This window comes from Marihabitans asiaticum, assembly GCF_007828725.1.
Lineage (GTDB): Bacteria > Actinomycetota > Actinomycetes > Actinomycetales > Dermatophilaceae > Marihabitans > Marihabitans asiaticum.
Window position 1 is genome coordinate 21112 of the sequence record NZ_VIUW01000006.1, and the last position, 20840, is coordinate 41951.

General features: G+C 68.8%; 16 protein-coding genes. 3 read left to right on the forward strand and 13 right to left on the reverse strand.

Features of this window, described 5'->3' with window-relative positions:
- Positions 1-222: 222 nt before the first annotated feature.
- Together FB557_RS13980 and FB557_RS13985 are read left to right on the forward strand one after the other, a co-directional pair.
- Positions 223-1536 (forward strand): pentapeptide repeat-containing protein, encoded by a 1314-nt coding sequence (locus tag FB557_RS13980; protein ID WP_144858253.1) that lies wholly within the window; start codon positions 223-225, stop codon positions 1534-1536.
- Positions 1530-2114 carry a recombinase family protein gene (locus FB557_RS13985; protein WP_144858254.1) on the forward strand — a complete coding sequence of 195 codons (585 nt, stop codon included), beginning with the start codon at positions 1530-1532 and terminating at the stop codon, positions 2112-2114. The genes FB557_RS13980 and FB557_RS13985 overlap by 7 nt, the downstream gene beginning before the upstream one ends.
- A 335-nt stretch (positions 2115-2449) precedes the next feature.
- Here the strand turns inward: FB557_RS13985 and FB557_RS13990 are convergent, their stop codons facing one another.
- Genes FB557_RS13990 through FB557_RS14000 form a run of 3 tightly spaced genes read right to left on the reverse strand, consistent with a single transcriptional unit; the run spans position 2450 to position 4286 of the window.
- Positions 2450-2941 carry a hypothetical protein gene (locus FB557_RS13990; protein ID WP_144858255.1) on the reverse strand — a complete coding sequence of 164 codons (492 nt, stop codon included), beginning with the start codon at positions 2939-2941 and terminating at the stop codon, positions 2450-2452.
- Positions 2941-3927 (reverse strand): hypothetical protein, encoded by a 987-nt coding sequence (locus FB557_RS13995; protein ID WP_144858256.1) that lies wholly within the window; start codon positions 3925-3927, stop codon positions 2941-2943. Before FB557_RS13995 ends, FB557_RS13990 begins: the two co-directional genes overlap by 1 nt.
- Complete coding sequence (locus tag FB557_RS14000) at positions 3924-4286, reverse strand: hypothetical protein (RefSeq protein ID WP_144858257.1); 363 nt, start codon at positions 4284-4286, stop codon at positions 3924-3926. Before FB557_RS14000 ends, FB557_RS13995 begins: the two co-directional genes overlap by 4 nt.
- A gap of 183 nt (positions 4287-4469) precedes the next feature.
- Between FB557_RS14000 and mobF the strand changes: the two genes are divergently transcribed.
- Positions 4470-9989, forward strand: coding sequence for a MobF family relaxase (gene mobF, locus FB557_RS14005; RefSeq protein WP_144858258.1), 5520 nt, complete (start codon positions 4470-4472; stop codon positions 9987-9989).
- A 12-nt stretch (positions 9990-10001) separates the two neighbouring features.
- Here mobF and FB557_RS14010 read toward each other — a convergent pair whose 3' ends face one another.
- The 10 genes from FB557_RS14010 to FB557_RS14055 all read right to left on the reverse strand — a co-directional run bounded on the left by FB557_RS14010 (position 10002) and on the right by FB557_RS14055 (position 20562).
- A complete protein-coding gene (locus FB557_RS14010) occupies positions 10002-10631 on the reverse strand; it encodes a hypothetical protein (RefSeq protein ID WP_144858259.1) in 630 nt (209 codons plus the stop codon).
- A 14-nt stretch (positions 10632-10645) separates the two neighbouring features.
- Positions 10646-11299, reverse strand: a complete 654-nt coding sequence (locus FB557_RS14015; RefSeq protein ID WP_144858260.1) for a hypothetical protein — start codon at positions 11297-11299, stop codon at positions 10646-10648.
- An 86-nt stretch (positions 11300-11385) separates the two neighbouring features.
- On the reverse strand, positions 11386-11913 hold the full coding sequence (locus FB557_RS14020; protein WP_144858262.1) for a hypothetical protein: 528 nt from the start codon (positions 11911-11913) through the stop codon (positions 11386-11388).
- Positions 11910-13727, reverse strand: a complete 1818-nt coding sequence (locus tag FB557_RS14025) for a type IV secretory system conjugative DNA transfer family protein (RefSeq protein ID WP_144858264.1) — start codon at positions 13725-13727, stop codon at positions 11910-11912. The genes FB557_RS14020 and FB557_RS14025 overlap by 4 nt, the downstream gene beginning before the upstream one ends.
- Positions 13724-15244, reverse strand: coding sequence for an ATP/GTP-binding protein (locus FB557_RS14030; RefSeq protein WP_144858265.1), 1521 nt, complete (start codon positions 15242-15244; stop codon positions 13724-13726). The genes FB557_RS14025 and FB557_RS14030 overlap by 4 nt, the downstream gene beginning before the upstream one ends.
- Positions 15241-16863 carry an SCO6880 family protein gene (locus FB557_RS14035; RefSeq protein WP_144858267.1) on the reverse strand — a complete coding sequence of 541 codons (1623 nt, stop codon included), beginning with the start codon at positions 16861-16863 and terminating at the stop codon, positions 15241-15243. Before FB557_RS14035 ends, FB557_RS14030 begins: the two co-directional genes overlap by 4 nt.
- Entirely contained in the window at positions 16860-18404 is a 1545-nt protein-coding gene (locus tag FB557_RS14040) for a hypothetical protein (protein WP_144858269.1), read from the reverse strand. Before FB557_RS14040 ends, FB557_RS14035 begins: the two co-directional genes overlap by 4 nt.
- Positions 18404-19096: a hypothetical protein gene (locus FB557_RS14045; RefSeq protein ID WP_144858270.1), complete on the reverse strand. Its 693-nt coding sequence runs from the start codon at positions 19094-19096 to the stop codon at positions 18404-18406. Before FB557_RS14045 ends, FB557_RS14040 begins: the two co-directional genes overlap by 1 nt.
- Before the next feature lie 52 nt (positions 19097-19148).
- Complete coding sequence (locus tag FB557_RS14050) at positions 19149-19475, reverse strand: hypothetical protein (RefSeq protein ID WP_144858272.1); 327 nt, start codon at positions 19473-19475, stop codon at positions 19149-19151.
- 4 nt (positions 19476-19479) lie between these two features.
- Positions 19480-20562, reverse strand: a complete 1083-nt coding sequence (locus FB557_RS14055) for a MinD/ParA family ATP-binding protein (protein ID WP_144858274.1) — start codon at positions 20560-20562, stop codon at positions 19480-19482.
- Positions 20563-20840 lie beyond the last annotated feature (278 nt).

Sequence of the window (20840 nt, forward strand, 5' to 3'; positions counted from 1 at the left end):
AGAGGCTGACGCTACGACACGGCGGGAACCTCGGCACGGGAGGCCGTGGAGCCACACGCGGATCTCTTTGCCCAGAGGGCGACAGGCGTGCGTTGACGATCGTCAAGTGAGACACCCGCAGGCCGCGGCCCGCGGCCATGCGTGGCCGTACGGTGAACGTCTCGTTTGACCAGCCCGAGGTAGGTTCTCACTGACGTAGTGCAATTGAGACGGGGCGTGTAGATGAAGGCTTGGTTGGGCAAGCGGGGGTTGCTGTTCTGGTCGTGCCTGGTCGGTTTGCTCGCGCTCCTGATCGCGGCAGCCGCCGCGGTCTTGGCTTACTGGCTGGCCGCGGGTGGGTGGATCGGTGAGCCCAAGGGCCGTGTTCCCCGAGCGGTAACAGACGCGATACGCATCGGGCTTACCACCGCTGCTGGTGCCGGCGCGGCTGTGGCCCTCGTGGTGGCCTTCCGCCGCCAGCGACTCCTCGAAGAGGACCGCGAGGGGGACCGTCAGAGCCAGATGGCCCTGCACGAGCGCTACCAGGAAGCCACGGCACAGCTCGGCCACGACAACCTGACTATCCGCCTCGCGGGCGTCTACGCCCTCGCGGCGGTCGCGGACGACTGGATCGGCCGGGGCAACCGAGGTCAGGCCCAGGTCTGCGTCGACGTCCTCTGTTCCTACCTGCGCACCGACGCTCGCGCGAAGGACGGGTCGCAGCCCGACCTGGAGGTGCGGCAGACCATCACCCGCGTGATCGCCAGCCACCTCCAGCCCGGCGCTTCGTTCTCGTGGGGGGGCTTCTTCCTCGACTTCACCGGCGCAAGATTCACGGGACGGCACTCCTTCGTCCGGGCGGAGTTCACCGGCGGGGAGGTGTCCTTCAACGGGGCGGAGTTCACCGGCGGGGAGGTGTCCTTCAACCTGGCGAAGTTCACCGGCGGGCGAGTGTCCTTCGACCAGGCGGAGTTCACCAGCAGGCTGGTGTCCTTCGTCCAGGCGGAGTTCTCCGGCGGGCTGGTGTCCTTCGAGAAGGTGAAGTTCACCGGCGGGGGGGTGTCCTTCTTCGGTGCGGAGTTCACCGGCGGGGAGGTGTCCTTCTTCGGTGCGGAGTTCACCGGCGGGGAGGTGTCCTTCGACGGTGCGAAGTTCGCCAGCAGGCGACTGTCCTTCGACGGTGCGAAGTTCACCGGCAGTGAGGTGTCCTTCGACCAGGCGGAGTTCACCGGCAGTGAGGTGTCCTTCGACGGTGCGAAGTTCGCCAGCAGGCGAGTGTCCTTCGACGGTGCGGAGTTCACCGGCGGGGAGGTGTCCTTCTTGGTGGCGGAGTTCTCCGGCGGGCTGGTGTCCTTCGACGGTGCGGAGTTCACCGGCGGGGAGGTGTCCTTCTTGGTGGCGGACTTCACCGGCGGGCGAGTGTCCTTCGAGGAGGCGAGGCTCCCCGGTGGGAGCTTGTGCTCCCACAGCCGGGTGGTGTTCGGTCCCTGGCCGAGGCCCCCGGCTCCGCTTCCTGTGGTGTGGCCGCCTGCCGGGGAGGGGCAGGGGCCGTGCTGATCGGGTATGCGCGGGTGTCGACGGAGCGGCAGGACCTTGCGGCGCAGCTGCGGGGTCTGGCTGACCTGGGTGTGGACCGGGCGCGGATCTATACGGACAAGCGCACTGGTCGGTCGATGAAGAACCGTCCCGGCCTCACGCAGGCGATCGCCGCCCTTCGTCCCGGGGACGTGCTCGTCGTGACCAAGCTCGACCGGCTCGCTCGATCGGTACCCGATGCGCGCGACCTCGTCGGCCAGGTCTACGAGAGGGGCGCGGCCCTCCAGCTTGGACCGTCGCTGCACGACCCGGAGGACCCCGTCGGGAAGTTCCTCTTCAACGCGCTGGCGATGGTCGCGGAGTTCGAGGCGGACCTGAACCGGCAGCGCACGATGGAGGGCTTGGCGATCGCGCGGGCGCAGGGTCGGCTCAACGGGAAGCCGCCGAAGCTCAACGAGCGACGCACGAGGAAGTTGCTCCAGGACTACGAGGCCGGTACGGCGACGGTCGGCCAGCTCGCCGAGGACTACAACGTGTCCCGAGCAACCGTGTACCGAACGATCAAGCGCGCAAGGGCGCAGGAGGAAGGGGCTCGATGAGCACGACTTCTATCGCAGTGCTCGTGCTCGGAGCCGGTGCGGCCGGGGCCCGCGCTGTTCGGCGATCGGTCGACCGGACCATCGCCGACCAAACAGGATGCGTACCTCATGTGAAAGTCGGACGTGATTCGTCACGAATCGCGTCCCCATCGGCCTCTTCATCTGACGACCTAACGCCGCCCCAATCGCCAGGAATGTCGGTGCGACGGGGCGCGTGCTGGCAGTAACACCACCGTTGGATCCCGAGCCTGGGGGGCGACGCGAGCTCGTCTATGCAGTCCTCGGACGCGTGCGGCTCTTGGCATGGTTTGCAGATCACGATTCGTCCCTCTCGGTCAAAACAGACGAGGTTGTTGACGGTCGAGCTCGGACAGCCCCAGCCGCATAGCGGCGGGGACATCGCTCTCGGCGAGGATGGCTGCCCGGATGGCTCGTGCCCGTCCAGCCCGGCCGCGCACGTCGCGCAGGGGTGAGCCGACGCGATGTCGGCGCAGAAGCCATTCCAGGTGGTTGTCGTGGTTGTCGACTGCGGGCTCCAGGTGGGTCGGGCGTTGGCAGAGTGCCTCGTCGCAACTGTGGCGAAGGACGGGCGCGGCACACAGGGCGGCGGCGCCATGCTCCAGGGCGTACCCGAAGCGGTGAGCCAGGACGACGACGTCACGGCCGGTGACATCAGTCCCGACCCAGAATCGGCCGTGGCCGGAGCGCATGATGGCCCCGGTGAACCACCAGTGGGTCTCGGTGATGGCCACCTTCGCGTGGTAGCGATCGCGCACGTCACTGTCCTCGAGGGCGCCCTCGAGGAAGCGAAGCCGCTCCGGGTCCATCAGTCCCGCCGCGGCGCGTCTTCGCGTTGCGACTCGACGTACTCGCGGTTCTGTTCCCACCGCTGAGCAGCCACCGTGCGCTGACGCGGTGTGGGGGTGTCAGGAGGCCCCGCCTTACGGCGCTGAGCGGTCGAGGCCATCGCTGCGGCCACCGCACGGTCCCGAGCAGTGCCGTCATCTCGACCCGCTGCGGCCGCTTGCTTGTACGCGGCGTCGAGCTCGACGAGGTCCACCGCCGCGAGGGAGGGGTCGGGCTCCGTTTGGGGTGGGGCCTGTTCCTCGTCCCACCCCAAACGGTCCCCGAGCGTCTCGAAGTCCTCCCCCAAGGCGTCCAGGGATTGAGCCAAGCCGGCGGTCCAGTCTCGGACCTCGCCGACAGCGTCTATAGCGTGGCTCGCGCTGGTTCGCGCTTCACCGATGTGCAGCCCGGCGCCCGTTGCCATCGCACGGGCGACCTGCGGCGTGGGTGCCGGCATCGAGAGGTACGCCTGGCTCGCGGCGACCGAGACGTCGACATGGCGTAGAGCGTTGCGGGCGGTGCTCACCCAGTGATGCCCCTTGGCAACGTTTCTACGCATAGACGCGATCAACTCTCCATCCTCGGAGAGCGTGGCTCGTGCCTCCGCAGCCGCGAGATGTTCACGTGCGGCGACCAGGCGCTCACCGGCAGCATCGAGGTACTGGGCTACTTCCTCTCGGGTGGTGCCCGAGGCGGCTAACGCCACCGCAACCTCACGGCTGTCGCTAAGGGCCCGTGCGATCACTTGGTCGGCGACGTCGGCGTCATCGGCCCACTCTCCGCTCTGCGTCATCGCAGCGACCTGCTCGACGTCAACACCGGCGTAGTACAGCTGGGCCTCAAGCTCCTGTAGCTCGTGGTCGGTGCGCAGCAGCTGCTCGTGTCCGTCTTCCAACGCGGACACGGCCGAGAAGAGGTCGCGTTCCAGGTCCTCAGTCTCCATCACGGTCTGCTCTGCGGGCCTCATGCGACGTCGCTCTCGGCAGGAGCCTCACCGGCGGGCTCCGCAGCCGTCTCGGTGCCGCTCGGCGTGCTCTGCCGGCCCCGCTTGCTCAGCGCTCGAACCTCGGCTTGCGTGATCTCGCACAGCTCGGCGATCTCCTCGGGACGCACCCCCAAGGTGTCCTTGAGCTTGGAGACCGACAAGGCCATGTCCTGTTCCGCCGTGGCGACGGACTCCAGGGCTACATCGCGGTCGGCGACGGCGATGTAGTACGCCGTCTGAGCCTCGCTGATCTGCTCATCGCGGGCAGCGCGTCGAGCATCGACCCGCGCCTTGGCAGCCCGAGCACGCTCCCGTGCCTCGACCTTCTTCGACTTGGCCATCACTAGCCCCTTTCCGTTAATCAGATTCGTGCAAGTCGCTCAAATCTGTGTGTGTCAGTCGAGGTTATCTCCAATCCGAGAGGTCCACCACCGCAAGGACACCCCAATCCGTCCACCGACCTCTGGACAGGCAAGGATCGGACACACCTCTTGCACCTCCGGTGATCCGGTATCGTCGCTGCCGTGACGGCCTCGCTGCACAAGCTCAGCGCGGGTGACGGGTACACGTACCTGACCCGCCAGGTCGCTGCGTCCGACTCCACCGAGCTCGGCGGTCAGAGCCTGGCCGACTACTACTCCGCGAAGGGCGAGTCGCCGGGTCGCTGGCGGGGCCAGGGGCTCTCGAGCCTGGGTCGTCTCGCGTCTGGGGACACGGTGACCGAAGACCACATGCGGGCCCTGTTCGGGGAGGGTCGGCACCCGTGCGCCGATGTGATCGAGGACGAGGTCCTGGAGGCCGAGATCCGTGCCGGAGCGACCGAAAAGCAGGCCGCTACGCGGTCCCTGGCAGCCTCGAAGCTGGGCGCCGCGTTCGCGTCGTACGACGACAAGCCCAGCGAGTTCATCGTCCAGGTGACCCGCGCCTACCGGGCCTACAACCAGGAGCACGGACTTCCCCGGGACGCGGCGGTTCCCGACGAGGTCCGCGCCGATATCCGCACCCGCGTCGGTCGGGAGACCTTCGGCGCGACCTACGACCGGGAGCCTTTGGACGACCGGGAGCTGGCCGCGCACATCGCCCGATCCAGCCGCCCGCCGCGACAGCCGGTCGCCGGGTACGACGTCACCTTCTCCCCGGTCAAGAGCGTCAGCACCTTCTGGGCCGTCGCCCCCAGGGAGATCTCCCAGGAGATCGAGGCGGCACACCAGGCGGCCGTCGAGGACGCAATGGACTGGATCGAGCGGACCGTCTCGTACACGCGCCGCGGCAAGGCCGGGGTCCGTCAGGTCGACATCAAGGGCCTGCTCATGGCCCAGTTCACACACCGCGACTCGCGCGCCGGGGACCCGGATCTGCACACCCACGTTGCCATCTCCAACAAGGTCCAGGCCCTCGACGGCTCCTGGCTGGCCCTCGACGGGCAGCCGCTCCACCAGGCGTTGGTGTCAGCCTCGGAGCGGTACAACACCCGCTTGGAAGCCGAGGTTCAGGACCGGCTCGGGGTCTCCTTCGTCGAGCGGGAGGACCACACCCGAGGGGCCAAGCGGGCTGTTCGGGAGATCGACGGCGTTAGCCCAGAGCTGATGGCCGCATGGTCCTCGCGACGGGTGCAGATCGACGCTCGGCGAGCCGAGTTGACGGCAGAGTTTCGCAACATCCACGGTCGCCCGCCGACGCCGAAGGAGGCGATCGCGCTTGCCCAGCAGGCCACCCTGGAGACGCGGGAGGCCAAGCACGAGCCTCGCAGCCTGGCCGAGCAGCGGCAGCACTGGGCAGCCCAAGCCGAGGAGGTTCTCGGCGCGGACGGGCTGGAGACGATGCTCGCCACGGTCCGTTCCACCCTCGGCCCTGAACCGAGAGACCTCACCGGCGCAGAGCGCGACGACCTCGCGGCGAGGGCCTTGCGGACCGTGGAGGCGAGCCGCGCACGGTGGCAGATGGTCCACGTGCGCGCCGAGGTCGAACGGCGCGTGCGGGGTCTGGGATTGTCCAAGGACGCACTTGATGACGTCGTCGAAGACTGCGTCAGCCGGGCACTTGGGCCCGACCGTTCCGTGTCGTTGCAGCGTCCGGAGACGCTCGAGGTTCCAGCAGAGCTGCGCCGGGCCGACGGGTCGAGCCAGTACCACCGGGCGCACTCGACCCTCTACTCATCCGAGCGCGTCCTGGCCGCCGAGGAGAAGATCCTCGCCGCCGCGCAGCGCTACGACGGGCGCACCATCGACGACGCCAAGGTGGCCGTCGCACTCCTGGAGGCAGCGGCGAACGGGACCGCCCTGAACACCGGCCAGGCCGCGATGGTCACGGCGATGGCGACCAGCGGCGCACGGGTCCAGCTGGGCCTGGCCCCTGCCGGGTCGGGCAAGACCACGGCCATGCGGGCCCTGTCGAGCGCCTGGCAGGACGCCGGCGGAACGGTCATCGGGTTGGCCCCGTCCGCCGTTGCCTCGACCGAGCTGGGGACCTCGATCGGTACTGACGCCGACACCCTGTCCAAGCTTGTGTGGCACCTACGCAACCCCGAAGGCACCCCGAAGTGGATGCGTGCGATCAACGAACGGACCCTCGTCATCATCGACGAGGCGGGCATGGCGTCCACCCCCGACCTGGCCGCCGCGATCGACTACGTCACCTCCCGAGGCGGCAGCGTCCGACTCATCGGCGACGACCAGCAGCTCGCCGCCGTCGGCGCCGGGGGCATCCTGCGCGACATCGCTAGCGAGGTGGGCGCGGTGTCCCTGAGCGAGCTGCACCGGTTCACCAACCCGGCCGAGGCCGAGGCGACCCTCGCGCTGCGCGAAGGGCGCACCGAAGCCCTGGGCTACTACCTCGACAACGGCAGGGTCCGTGTCAGCGCGGACACCGACAGCGTCCTGGCGGAGGTGTTCCAGGCGTGGAAGCGCGACCGGGACGCCGGGGTCGACGCCCTGATGCTGGCCGCAACGAACGTCGACGTGGACGCGCTGAACGAACTCGCCCGTGCCTACCGCCTCGGGGACAACACGGAGGACCAGACCACGGTCACCCTCCGCGCCGGGACCCACGCCAGCGCCGGAGACCAGATCATCACCCGCCGCAACGACCGCCGGCTGCTGGTCACCCAGACGCACTGGGTCAAGAACGGCGACCGATTCACCGTTGGGACAGTGCACTCGGACGGCTCCCTCACCGCCGTGCACGACGGGACCAGCAGGAGCGTGCACCTCCCCGCCGACTACGTCCGAGAGCACGTCGACCTGGGGTACTGCACGACCTATCACGGCGCGCAGGGCACCACGGTCGACGCCACCCACTGCGCCCTGAACGGCAGCGAATCACGGCAGCTGCTTTACGTCGGGATGAGCCGAGGACGACACGCCAACCACGTCTACGTTCCGGTCAGCGGCGACGGCGACGACCACGCCAACATCCACCCGGACACCGTCAACCCCCGCACCGCTGTCGACGTGCTTGAGCAGGTCCTCCAGCGTGACGACGCACCCCGGTCCGCGCGCACCGAAGTCCGCGACAGCGCCGACCCGGCTCTCCAACTACACGCCACAGCGGGCCGATACGCCGACGCGATCGACCTTGCCGCGCTCGTGGCGATCGGGCAGGAGCGCGTCGCCGAGATCACCGAGGAGGCCGAGCGCCTCCTCCCTGGCCTGACCGGGTGCCCCGCCTGGGACACCCTGCTGGGGCACCTCTGCCGCATCGACGCCGAGACCAACGGTGCCGCGTTGTCCCGGCTCGACGCAGCGATCAAGCAGCGCGACCTCGGCTCCGCTGCCGACCCGGCCGCGGTCCTGGACTGGCGCTTGGACTCCAATACCAGCCGCTCCGCGGGGACCGGCCCACTGCCCTGGCTCGCTGCCCCTCCCACGGTGGACGACCCGGCATGGTCGACATATCTCGCCGCTCTCAGCGAGGAGGTCACCGAGCACGCCCGCGACCTCCGTACGCGCGTGCGCGACGGGGCCGACCTGCCCGCGTGGGCGCTCGGGCTCCAGCACGATCCCGAGCTCGTCGCCGATCTGACCGTCTGGAGGTCCGCGCTCGGGATCGAGGACCCCCACTCCCCCACCGGGCCACGTCGCCCCTCGGCACGCCACCGCAGGCACCAGGAGTGGCTCGACTCGCGAGTCAGCGAGGCACGCTCTGGCAGCGCCGCCCCCAGCCAGACCTGGGATGCGGTGCTGGTCGGCACCCGGGTCGTCGAGGACCCGCACTGGGTCGCGCTGAGTCAGCGCCTTGATCGGGAGTCCGTCGCGGGCCGCGACATCCCCAAGCTGCTCACTCAGGCTCTCCAGAGGGGACCGCTGCCCGATGACCACCCGGCCGCTGCCCTGTGGAGCCGCCTGACGGAAATCCTGCCGACCCTCCCGGCACCGACCAGGCCCGCGCCGCCGTGGGCCTCGGTGATCACCGACGTCCTCGGGGACGACCTCGCGTCCGCGGTGACCACCAGCAGCGCCTGGGCGCACATCGTCGACGCGCTGGAGGCCGGCGCGACGGACGGCCATCGCCCCGAGGCTGTGCTGCGCTCCGCGCTGAGTTTCCTCGAGGACGACGCCGCCGACGCTGCCTCGGCGGGTGGCCTCGGGGCACGTCTCCTCGGAAACGTCCGCAGCGTCCTGGATGCTGATTCGTCGCCAATCACCCCGCCTGCCGAGCAGGACTACTTCGACCCCGAGACTGCGGAGTACACTCCGGTCTGGGACGAGACTCCCCAAGCACCGGACGTCGAGACTCGCCACGAGGACTCGGAGCCCCCGGAGGACCTGGCCGCGGCCTTCCCCCTGGGCGGGACCAGCCGAGACCGCATCCTCGAGTTGACCTCGGCCAGCGCCGACTACTATCGGGAAGCCCTCGAGGGGTCCACCGCAGAGGCGTACCTGCGCAGGCGCACCGGAGAGGCCGACCTCGACCGGTACGTCATCGGGTACGCCCCGGCCGGATGGACCGGTTTGGTCGACCACCTCCGCGAGACCTCCGCGGCGACCGACACCGAGCTCGTCGATGCTGGTCTGGCGAAGTGGTCAAAGCACGGCACCCTCTACGACGTGTTCCGAGACCGTCTCGTCTTCGGGCTGCACGACATCCACGGTGACCTCGTCGGGTACGTCGGTCGCCGCGCCCCCGGCACCGACGACGGCCCGAAGTACCTCAACACTCCCGAGACAGACGTCTTCCACAAGCGAGCTGTCCTCTTCGGCCTGCACGAAGGTCGAACGCACCTTGACGACGGCGCAACCCCCGTGCGGGTCGAAGGCACCCTCGACGCCATCGCGATCACCGCCGCGAGCAATGGGCGCCTCGTGGGCGTCGCGCCGCTGGGCACCGCCCTCAGCGCCACCCAGGCCGAGCACCTCACCGCAGCGGCCAACGCAGACCGGCGTGTGCTCGTCGCACCCGACGTCGACGAGGCCGGTCTCGCGGCCGCCGAGCGCGACTACTGGAAGCTCGTCGACCTCGGGGCCGACCCGCGCATCCTGCCCATCCCTGGCGGCGACGCCGCCGAGGCGTGGCAGGACCAGCCCGAGGTTCTGACCACCGTCACTGCCGTGGCCGATGCTGCGCCCCCACTGGCCAGCACCGTCATCGACCGCCATCTAGACCGCCACACCTCGGACCTCGACGAAGGATGGATCCACGCGCGCGTCAATGCCGCCCGGGCCGTGGCCCCGGTCATCGCCTCCACCCCCCTACCCCAATGGGAGCAGCATGTCGAGGATGTCGCCGCCCGCCTGGGCGACGACGACGCTAAGGACCTCATCTGGACCGAGGTCATCGCCGCGGCGATCCCGTGGAATCCCCTCGTCGAGGACGAGCAGACCCGCGCGGAGGAGGAGATCACCACCGTTCGTCGCAGCTTGGCTGAAATCTCCGCCGATCTTGAGGCGATCCAGGCAGACCAGGGACCGCGACGCGATGCGATCGCCGCACTCAGCGAGGCCCTTTCACGCCGCCTGGATGCGCGCGAAGAGCAGCCACGTAGCACCCGACGCGACCGAGGCCGCGGCCAGGACCGTCCAGCCCGTCCAGGTCCGTCCAGGTCCTGAGGCGGCCCGGTCTTAGTCGGGTCGCTGGATCGGGTACACCTCGACCGGTCCCGTGAGCCCGTCACGGATAACGCGGTAGGCCCCGTAGCGCAGGTGATCCACACGAGTGCCGTCTGGCAGTTCAGTGATCGTGCGCTCCTCAAGCACATCGATGACCTTGACACCCTCGACCCCCTCGACCCTGCCCGCGGGCGGCTCTGCGGGGCGCACCGGGTCTTCGTCGCCCCGCTGTCGAAAGTGCTCACGGGCGCGCTCTGCGGCGCGCACCATGAGCGGCACGCTCGCGCCAGCAATGGCGTTCTCTACCGGGAGGTCAAGGAGGTCCAGCGGCAGCCCAACCGCAACCCCGGCCAGGACCTCGAGGACAGTTCGGTTGCCAAGCAGGTGAAGCCGGAACGGCGACCCGTAGTCGATGGCCTCCACCCGCAGGTTCATGTCGTCTAGACGAGGGTTCCATCGCGGTCTGCGGGCGAAGGCGGTGGCGGTCACGACGTCAGCGCCACTGAGGGCGGCGATCGCGTCGTAGAGCCTCGTGACCTCGTTGATGATGCGCGCAGCCTCGTCCGCGTAGATCTGCTTGGGGGCATCGGGGAAACCCAGCCCCAAGGTCCCCCACTCGCCACGACTGACGATCTCGCCCACGGCTCTCCTTCGTCCTATCCCGCTGCGGGTGGTGTCGGCTGCGCCATTATCCAGCCAGCTGACACGGCTAGCCACCCGGGAGCGGTCAGAAGCATCAGCGCTGCGGCCGCGAAGTCGGTCTCTCCAGACGGGATGGTCGCGGTCCTCGCCACGAGCAACATCGCCAAGCCGACGAGGACGAGCCCGAGCATCATCGCCAGAACGCCGCGTCGTGGGGTCGCCCGCTCCTCGAGGAAGCGCAGCTGCGCCCACCCGCGACCCGCACAGCGCATAATGCGCGCGCGCTGGGCCAAGGTCAGCACCACCGTGCCGACGAGAACGCAGGACGTGACGGCCATGAGGAACCCCGGCTCGAGGTCCCCGCCGAACACGACGTGCAAGAACATCGCCCCGATCGAGAACGCGAACAGACCGACGAAAGCCCCGGCCGCGACGGCGGCCGGGGGCAGGAGAGTGGGCCGGTCCGGTGCACCGAGGTGTCGATCGCGTTGACGGGCGTGATGCTGCTCGAGGCGGTCGCCGACCAGCGCGGCAGACCAGGCCGCGAGCGTGCCGACAAGCGACCACAGCACTGCGGAGCGCAGGCCCGCGGCGGTAGCGAGCATCGCCGGAATGTTCGCCGCGGTTCCTGCCCACCCCAGCGCCGCGAGCCGTCCTGCGGTGGACACATCGGCAGCCCGGCGACGCCACCACCTGCCCGTGACTGCAACAATGCCCGCGGTCAGTGCCGCAGCCGCCAGGAGGAGCCCGGCACTCATCCCAGGTTCGGGAGCAGGTCCCGGTCGGTCAGGATCGACTTCGCCGCGGGCTCGTGCCCATTGCGGCAGATTCGCACGGCGTAGATCGCGGGCAGCCGATGGACTAAGGGCGCGAGATAGCGGTCGTGCCAGAAGGCCAGCGCGTCATCCTCACCTTCCGTGGCGCGTGTGGCGGCATCTCGCCACGCTGAGTGCAGCGCCGCGAGTTCCTCGACGACCCCCGGGTGCGCGGGCCAGCACGAGGTCAGACGCACCTCATCGCGCAGCTCGTAGGTGTGGATCAACCAGTCGACCCACTCGGCCAGGGCGTGCCAGTCCTCGGTGGTCGCCCGATCACCCCACGACACTGGCTCCGCCGGCGGAGCGGCGGATGAGGCCTCCCCTCCCCCAGACAGGGCTCGCTCGACCATCTCGAACGCCTCGGCGTTGGCCTCGCGTTCTTCCTTGAACGTTGTGACGAGCTCATCGAGCAGCCGCTCGAGCCGCTGGATTCGCCTGGCCGTACTCACCTGGTCTTCGCTCACGCGCTGACCTCCGCGCCGGCGGCCGCCCGCGCACGCTCTGCGCGGGCGGTGGCTTCCTCCTTCGCGGCCGCGCTCAGCGCCGTGCCGTCGCTCCGCTCCCACCACGGGATGGTGTGCACCAAGAACGGGGCGACGTTCCGGTAGACCACCAGGGCAGTCCCGTCGGGCATGCGGCGCACCTCATCGGCGCGCATCACTGGCCGCACCTGCGTCGAGAGACCGACGCTGCGGCCCTGCCCCTTGCTGATGTCGAGGTTGGTGGTCCGTTCGACCACCTCGACCTCGCCGGTCAGCTTGCTGAACCGGTCGAGCGTGGTGCCGGACTTCACCCCTGGGAGGACCAGCTCGACCCCCATCGAGTTCAGTAGCTTCATGCCGTCGTCCTCGCCCCACCGTGAGGTCGCCTGCCGGTCATCCTGGAAGGCCAGGATCATCTGCACACCCATCTTGCGGACCTCGGTCGCCATCGCCGGAAGGCGCGGGATCGGTGCGACGTTCGCGATCTCATCGCCGGCGACCCGCAGCGGAGGCTCCAGCCGCTGACCCGGCGTCGAGGCGACAACCCTCTTCACCGCATCCATGACCTCTTGGAACAGCATCGAGCACAGCGGCCCCACGTCGGACGGCGCGTTGTCGTCGGAGACCAGCACCAGGGTGTCCGTTGACTGGACGAATGCGATCGGGTCGAAGGTGTCGGTGATTCGTGACGAATCACCGCTCATCGACGGGTCGACCCAGCGCAGGACCGACCGCCGCAGCAGCGGTTTGATGTGCCGCTGCAAGGTGGTCCGGGTCGAGGCGACCGTGTCGTCAGCGCCCGTGGCCACCCCCTTCAGCGCCAGCGACCACATCGTCTCGGCGCTGGGATCCTCGGACCCCTCGATGATCTTGCGAGGCGTCTCCACGCCGTCGCTCATCTCCAGGGCCCACCGCAGCACGTCGCGGATCGTGCGCCCGTCCAGCGCCGCCGCGTGCAGCATCGTCTCCATCGCCGTCGTCGCGGTGTCAGCGAAGAACTGCTCGTTGCCGCCGCGCACCGTCGCGGAGTGCACGCCAGCGCAGAACGCGGCACCCCGAGCACTAGCCCGGTCGCCGTCCTTGCAGCCCTCAACCGGGTCCCACACCATCGGCTCCGGCCAGTGGGCGCGGCCCAGCGGGTCAAACACCCAAACTCGGCCCATGGCCCTGCGCGGCTCCGCGATCGCGTCCAGGATCGTGGCCTCGTTCGTCGTGACAATGAGCGCGCCAGGAGCGGTCTGCGCGGCCGGGATCATGATGTCCCGCGACTTACCCGCACCGGTAGGGGCAACGACGCTGATGTGGTCGTCCCAGTTCACCACGATCGGATCCTTCGTGCCCTCCGCCGTGCCGAGCAGGAACCCCAGATCGTTGACCGCCGCGCGGCCCCCCTTGGGCAGGCTCGGGCGAAGGGGGGCGCCTCCGCTGGTGGCTCGCTCCTGCGCGGCGGCGACCCCGAACTTGTCCTTGATGACCTTGCGGTCCGCCAACCCCTTCCCGCGTCGCTTGCGGGTGACTGATCCCTTGAACCAGGCCCCGGCGAACAGCAGCAGCGTGGCCAGGACCAGGAGGGCGCCGAAGGTCATGAACGTAGAAGTGCCCGGGGCCGACCCGGAGAAGGCGACCTCGACGCTGCCGTTCAGATCGCCCCACCGGGTCCCGGTCGTCAGCACCACTGCGGCGTGCCACGCCCCGAGCAGTGTGCCCAGCAGCAGGATCATCTGCGCCACGGCCCAGTCCCGCGCCGAGAGGATCGGGACTGACTGGTCCTGGCGCCCGTGCCACTCCTGGCTCATGCCGCCCTCCCCTTGTTGATGAGCATCGCGCTGTCGGTCTCGGTGAGCTGCTCCTCCAGCGGAGAGCGCACGTGATCGACGTGGATCTCCGCGCGACGTCCGATCTTGAGCAGGTGATGTCCCTGTTCCAGGTGCTCCAGTGCCGCGGACGAGCCTGCGTCGAGGCCGTACATACTCACCACCGCATCGATGTCCTCGGCACGGTCCTGCCGGAAGATGTGGACCGTCTGGGGCTCGCGCAGGAGCGAGCGGGCGTCAGAGTCCTGCCCAACCTGGGCGACGTGGTGCAACGCCACGATGTTGCTCAGCCCCAGCCCTCGGGCCAGCATCTGGTTGGCGTTCATCTGCCGCGCCACCCCTCCGGAGACCAGCGCCCACCCCTCCTCGGAGACGAAGTTGGTGCCCTTGCCCCGGTCTCCGCGCAGGCGACCCAGGACCAGGGCGTGCGCGACAACCTGGACCAGGGCGTTGGCCGGGCCGTCCTCCGGCAGCTGCGAGATATCGAAGGTAGTCAGTTTCTCGTTGAGCTGAACATGCCCGGACGTCGGACCGTCGAAGAGGCCGCCGAGCTCGTCGCTCATCAGCCCCTCGAAGAGGAAGGAGACCTCTAGTCCGGCCTGATGCATCCGCTCGGCCGCCTGCGGTGAGTACCTCCCGTGCGGGTCGTGCACCGTTCCGAGTTCGCGGGCCAGGTCCTCGATGAGCGGGGCGCGGCCGCTCTGCTCGGAGGAGCGCAGGACCGCCACGTGCGCGTCCCTTAGGGCCTTCATCTGCCAGGTGCCCAATGAGTCCAGACCGGCCGCGCGCTCGGCCATCGCGCGGAGAAGACCGAACTGACCGGGACGACCCAACACATCGCAGATGAGCGGATCGAGGGGATTGATGATGGTCCCGCCCCCGCCGAGCCGGAACCGGAACGGTTCGTTGCCGAGCTGACGGGTCAGCTCGGCGTACTCCCCTTCGCCCTCACGGTCTTTCTTGTCCATGACCACCGCGCGACGTCCGCGCAGGATGATCGGACGCAGCACGTACACGGTCTTGATCAGGGAAGACTTCCCGGAACCGATCACGCCAAGCACGCACACCGACGGCGAGGTGATCACCTTGCGCCGATATGCGGTGAAGGGGTCGTGCGCGACAGCAGAGTTGCTCAGCACGTCCCGGCCGATGACCACCCCCTCATCATCGGTGGGTGCCGCGATCAGCGCCGGGTTGAGGATCTCTGCCTGCCGGGTCGTCGACGGTGCGGCCACCGCCCGCTCGAAGTACCCTTCGCGGCGAGCCCTGCGCAGGTTCGGCCGAGCCTTCGCGCCCTTGGTGATGTATGCCGAACTCGGCTCGACCGGCGCCGTGACCGGGGCCGGGTTCGTCTGCTTCTTCCGCAGGAACCGGCGCGCGGGGCGTGGCTGCGCCCGCCGCATCTCCTGGGGTGTCTCGACCTCTGCCAGCGTCGTCTCGACCTGCTCCGGCGGCAAGATGGCGGTCCCACCCTGCAGGGTCCCGTGTCGCCCGGTCATGTCAGTGCCTCCTCGTTGCCCTTGCCCGCCAGGAGCGAACGGATCTTCGCGGACTTGCTCTGCTCGATCGGGCGCATGCCCCTGGCCACCGGCCAGCAGGTCGCCGCGGCACTGGACTGGTCTGGGTCCAGCCACGCGACCTCGTCGATGTCGAGGTCGGTGCCCAGGCACTCCTCGACGACGGCGCAGGCCTCGGCCAGGCCCTCGACGCTTCGAGCCGAGAGCGAGACGTGTATGGCGAACCCAGCGCCCTGCGCGCCGCTGCCCGGAGCGAGGTCGTTGCGGCGTGCTTCCGCTGAGCGCATCGCCACCTCCAGCTCCTCGTTGGTCAGCGCCCCCTTGCTCTGCTGGGAGTGCAGGTCCGCCAGGTCCGAGGCGAGATCAGCACGAGCCTGCTGCCGGGCCAGTCCCGCAGGAATCGGCTCGATCTCGATGGACAGGGTGCGGATGATGTCCTGGGGCAGCTGGGTCAGGAACGGCAACAGCCAAAGCGGCGTGCGTGGCCCCGTCCCGACGTTCTCGATCGGCACGCGCAGTGTGCGGTGCAGCCACTCCTCGGTTTCCCCGGTCGGGCCCAGGTCCCGCTGCCGCGTGTACGACCAGGCGTCCTCGCTCGCCAGCCACGGCCACATGATGTCTGCATCGGCCACCTGGTCGATGGGCCACGACGGCATCTGGAGGTGGCGCAGGAGAGCCGCCATCCGCGGCGCGGACAGGGGCTGCCCCGGCTCGAACCGGGCCGCAGAGAGGCTGCGGTACACCGCCTCGATCTCGCGGGCCAGCAAGGTGCGCCACCCGTCCTGCCCGGGACCGCGGCGACCAGCCGCCGCGAGGAACTGAGGTGTGACCGTCCACCGGACCACCACGAAGTGCCGCTGCATCATCCCGCCGCGGCCGACCTGGCGCACGACGTCGTCGTAGGACTCCAGGAGCGCGTCCGGGGTGTGCATATCGACGTTGTCGAGCACCCACTGCTCGTGACGGGCCGAGTCGACCGGAAGGATGCGCGTGAGCATCTGCGCGGATGAGACCAGCGAGCGGCTGCTCCCCCACGCAGCCAGCCAGCGGCCGAACCGCCCAGCGGCGGCGTTGATCGCACCGTCACCCTCCAGGCCCTGGATCTGCCCCCGGATGGGAAAGGTCACCGTGAAGTACGCCTCCTGGCCCGTCGGGGTGTGCCAAAGAATCCCCGGCTTCCCGGGCGCCGCCTGCAACCAGTTCAGTCCATCAACACCGTCGGGCCAGTCGCGGTACTTGGTCCACTCGACTTGCAGCTTCTTCCGCGACCTGTTCGACGACGAGGACCACTGCTCCTCTAGCTCGGCAGGTCGACGCGACACCGGGATGAACACCGCCCGTCCCGAGCGCACCCGTTCCCGCCACCGCCGGCGGGCCTTGAACCGGGACCACGGCGAGCCGAAGTGCGTTCCGGTCGTCGCGCCCCACACGACCACCCCGGCGAGCCCGGCCACGATCAGCCCGGGCACCTGCCAGACGATCACCAAGACCAGCCCGACGACGAAGACCACCGACATCCCGATGGAGCGTGGGCGGTTCTGCCGGCCACCGAAGAACGAGCGGCCCTGGGACTCGCCGCCGATGAATCTCTCGACGATCATCGCCGCCGCCCTTCCTCTCGGTGGTGGTCCATCTGCCGCTCGGCGTGATCGCCGGCCTGCTGCGCCAACGCGCCAGCGTTCGAGGCCACCTGGCCCGCGGCACCCAGCATCGACTTCAGACCAGGACCACCAGACGACCCGTCGAAGCCACCGCCGGACCCGTCCTGGACAGAACTCGAAGGGCCTCCGCCGCCAGCAGCGTTCAAGCCGCCATCACTCTGCTCAGAGGAGCCCTCAGCGCCGCTCGACCGGGAGCCAGATCCGGAGGACTGAAGCGAGGGCGAGCCGGACCCTCGCCCGCCGCCGTCCTGTCCCCCATCGCCACCCTGTTGTCCGGCGTCCTGGGCCTGCTCACGCACCTGCTGCGCGTGCCTGGCGAGGCCCTTGCCGCTCTCGTGCGCGGCCTTCGCGGCGATCAAGGCACCACCCGTAGCAGCCCCTCCCGCAGCCGTTGCCACCGTCGAAGAGGAGCCCGTGGAAGCAGCCTGCCTGGCCGCGATCTGCGACGTCTGCGACGACGTCGGCGCCGACGGACCGGCACCGCCACGGCCCCCACCCGATCGCGCCTTGGGGACGTTCATGCGGGGCCCGGACGGTGCGCCATCGGTCGGGCCCACCGGAGCGAAACTTGCCAAGGTCGTCGGCCCAAGCGTCGCCATCACAAGCATGATGATGACCACGACCAGCTGGACCAACATCTCCAGCGGCGGCAAGCCACCGCCGCTCGGGGTCTCGCTCAGGACCTCCATCGCCTGCGCGGTGATTCCCGAGAAGGCGAAGCCCAGCAGCAGGAAGATCAACGGCTGCGAGCAGAGAATCCCCGCCCAGACCATCACGACCTTGCGGCCCTTCTCGCGCTGACCAACCTTCGCCGCCCACATCAGCGACAACGGCAGCACAACACCGCTCATGTAGAGCGTGACAAGCATGATGACCAGCACGACCAGCACGAGCAGCAGCGCCAGCACCAGGCAGAAAAACACGAGCATCGCGACGAATGAACCGCCGAGGAACTTCGAGGGATCGTCACCGATGATCGCGTTGAAGTTCTGCACCAGTTCCTCGGTCGTGGATGCGATCCCCCAGTTGATCAGTGACGCGTTCAGCGACCCGATCAGCTTGACGATGCTTGCTCCGGCGGCCGGACCGAACATCGACCCGACGAGGAACACCGGAGACCACCGGACGACCGAGTCCACCAGCTCCGCCCCCGACTCACCACGACGACGGAACGTCGTGAGGTCGTAGAGCAGGATCAGCACCCACGCGATCACCGCGCCGGCGAACGAGATCCTGTAGGCGTTGATGAACCACTCCGCCGACAAGTCCGGCTCAGTCACCCGAGCCAACGCCGGGATCAGGTTCTCGGTCAACGCCTTCGCGGCCTCAGCCTCCTTCTGCGCAACGTAACCGAACGGATCCTTCCCGAACTCGATTACCGCACCAACCTTGTCGGCGGCATCACCGATCGCCTGCCCCGCTCTGCAGCTCGGCAGATGCTTCAAGGGACCAGCGCAGGGATCCAACGTCGGGTTAGCCATCAGCACCCTCCCTTGAATGGGTGGCCTTCAGCGCGTACAGCTTCCATGTCACCTTCAGGCATGGAATCGACGTCTGCCACCTGCCACTTCCCATCAGAAGCCCGCATTCGGATCTGCCCCCACACGATCGCTGTACTTTCCTCATCGCCCTGCTGTGCGTAGCCGGTTGCGACCAGCTCGACCGTTGCCGACTCCTTGTCGGACTGCGTGACGGCGTACCGGCCGTCTGACATGTCGGCCCATCCGGTACCTGCCTCGGTCTCTGCGTCGCGCGTCAGCAGTTCTTCGCCCGCGTCTTCGGTGAAGACCCTCTCGGCGACGTCCTCGTAGTCCGTCCCCTGCGGGTATTGGCCCCGCCACCGGAAGAATGTGGCGGCCATCGCCGCCGCGCCGCGTGGATCGAGCGCTGCCTCTTCCTGCGCGCGAAGAACGGCCTTGGACGGGTTTATCCCGCCGAGGCACCCGTCTGCGCCGGCAGCGCTGGCCTCGTTCGTGGTCTGACCGGCCGTGGTGGGCGCAGTCGGCTCCTCCGGTGCCGTGGTGGTTGTGGGTGATCCCCCTTCGCGGCCGGTCATGCGGCTGGTGACGAGCACCGTGGCGAAGACCACCACGACGAGGAGGAGGGCGACCCCCAGGATCAGGCGTCGCCGCGACCGGGGAGGGGAGGCATTCAGCCCGGACTGCTCAGACATGACTTCCTTCTCATTTCGTCGTGTCCGCCATGGGCGGGGCGGGAGGTGGAGCTCAGCTGACGAGGGCGAGGATCGCGGTGACGATCACGCCGAGTGCGGCGACTCCGGCTAGGGCACCGCCCGCCCACGCGGCCTCGGCACGGTGCTCTGCGAGTTGCTGGGGGTGGCCGCCCTTGCTGTTGGACATTGCGGCGATCGCCACGGCCAGGCGCGCGATCGTGTAGATCAGCGCCAGCGCCCAAAGGGCAGCGAAGAGCTTCTTCCAGAAGGAGTTGAACTCAGCGCCGAAGACGCTGAAGTCCGGGACGATCCCGGCGATCGGGTTGTCGATCGCCGGGACCATCGCGGGGATCGTCAGGAGGGACTCGATGAGGTACATGGGTCTACTCGCTTTCGGGGTTGGGGTAGCGGGTCATGGGTGCGTCGTTGAAGGCTTCAACGACGTGGCGGGCGACGTGGCGGATGGCGTGCCGTGTCCGGAGCTGGAGGGCGCTGTAGCTGAGCTCGCCGTCGGTACGGATCGCGGAGTCGTAGGGGACCTCGACCATCGCCCGGACGCGGTAGCGGCGGGTCAGCTGCTCGGTGAGGTGCCGAGAGAACTCGGCGTCCTCGGGCCCGCCGTCGTGGGTGACGACGAGGACCGTGCGGTCACTGAGCCCGGTGACGCGCTCGATGGCGACCAGGGCTCGTTGCAGCCCACGGACCGACTTGTGGTTGACGACGCAGGGCACGACCACGGCGTCCGCTCCGCGGAGGACCTCCTGGAGCATGGGGCGCTGGAGGTTGTTGGCGGTGTCGGCGACGTCGATCTGGTAGTAGGTGCCGAGCAGGTCCCGGACGGTGCGGACCTCTTCGGGCGTCATCTCGTTCCGCCCGCTGACGGACCCGATGACGGCGGCGTGCGAGGTCTGCGGTGCGGTGTAGCCAGCGAGAGTGCCGGCGGACTGGATCGTGTCCGCGGCCGCGATGAGTTCGGTGAGCCCGCGAGGTGGAGTCCCCTCCGCGATGTCGGAGAGGTCGCCGGGAACCTCGGTGGCCTCCCAGGCGGCGACTCCGCCGCCGCGGATCTCGGCAAGGGCTCCGGCGAGGAGAAGTGTCAGAGGTGTCTTGGCGCTCTGCCCCTTCGGGTTGACCACGGCCACGCTCATCGCGCGTGTCCAGGTCGACTGCCGCACGATGCGTTCGTTCTCGGAGTCCTCGAGTTCGGTCTCGGTGGGCGGGGCCTGAGCCGCACCCATCTTGATGAGCAGCTGCTGCCACAGACCCGGTGCCTGCACGGCCTGCGGGCCCCTGCGGGTCGGCAGCAGTTCCTCGTCGACCGGCGCAATCTCGCCCCCCGGGGCGGGCGGGGGTGGCAGAGCAGATCCCTCGAAGAGCGCACCCTGCCGGGGTGATTCGTCACGAATCACCGTCGGGGTGGCAACCTCCGCCGGGGCGGGATAGCTGGCTGCGCTGTCGTCGTACATGTGGGCACGTCGAGCACCCGCGAAAAGTGAGTTCGGGTCAGTCATGGTCGTCCCTTCCGAGTCCTGAGGTAGTCCTCCGATCGTCCTTCATCTAAGCACTACCCGTGACGCGAAACGAGTGATATTGGCTGCAAACTACTCGTACTTACCATATTCTTACGGTCCTCTTACCCCGTCTTTACGCCGACGCCCTGTTGTCTGGAAAAGGGCTGGCAGGATGAGCCACCACGACCTGAACCACGTCCGAGGAGGCTTGATCGGTGCACGCGGACGTCATG

Excerpts from the sequence above, each read along its gene's own strand:
- FB557_RS13980 (WP_144858253.1), top strand. The coding sequence starts at position 223 with ATGAAGGCTTGGTTGGGCAAGCGGGGGTTGCTGTTCTGGTCGTGCCTG.
- FB557_RS14040 (WP_144858269.1), bottom strand. The coding sequence starts at position 18,404 with ATGGCTAACCCGACGTTGGATCCCTGCGCTGGTCCCTTGAAGCATCTG.
- FB557_RS13995 (WP_144858256.1), bottom strand. The coding sequence starts at position 3,927 with ATGAGGCCCGCAGAGCAGACCGTGATGGAGACTGAGGACCTGGAACGC.
- FB557_RS14035 (WP_144858267.1), bottom strand. The coding sequence starts at position 16,863 with ATGATCGTCGAGAGATTCATCGGCGGCGAGTCCCAGGGCCGCTCGTTC.
- FB557_RS14030 (WP_144858265.1), bottom strand. The coding sequence starts at position 15,244 with ATGACCGGGCGACACGGGACCCTGCAGGGTGGGACCGCCATCTTGCCG.
- FB557_RS14055 (WP_144858274.1), bottom strand. The coding sequence starts at position 20,562 with ATGTACGACGACAGCGCAGCCAGCTATCCCGCCCCGGCGGAGGTTGCC.
- FB557_RS14025 (WP_144858264.1), bottom strand. The coding sequence starts at position 13,727 with ATGAGCCAGGAGTGGCACGGGCGCCAGGACCAGTCAGTCCCGATCCTC.
- FB557_RS14000 (WP_144858257.1), bottom strand. The coding sequence starts at position 4,286 with ATGGCCAAGTCGAAGAAGGTCGAGGCACGGGAGCGTGCTCGGGCTGCC.
- FB557_RS13990 (WP_144858255.1), bottom strand. The coding sequence starts at position 2,941 with ATGGACCCGGAGCGGCTTCGCTTCCTCGAGGGCGCCCTCGAGGACAGT.
- FB557_RS14050 (WP_144858272.1), bottom strand. The coding sequence starts at position 19,475 with ATGTACCTCATCGAGTCCCTCCTGACGATCCCCGCGATGGTCCCGGCG.
- FB557_RS14045 (WP_144858270.1), bottom strand. The coding sequence starts at position 19,096 with ATGTCTGAGCAGTCCGGGCTGAATGCCTCCCCTCCCCGGTCGCGGCGA.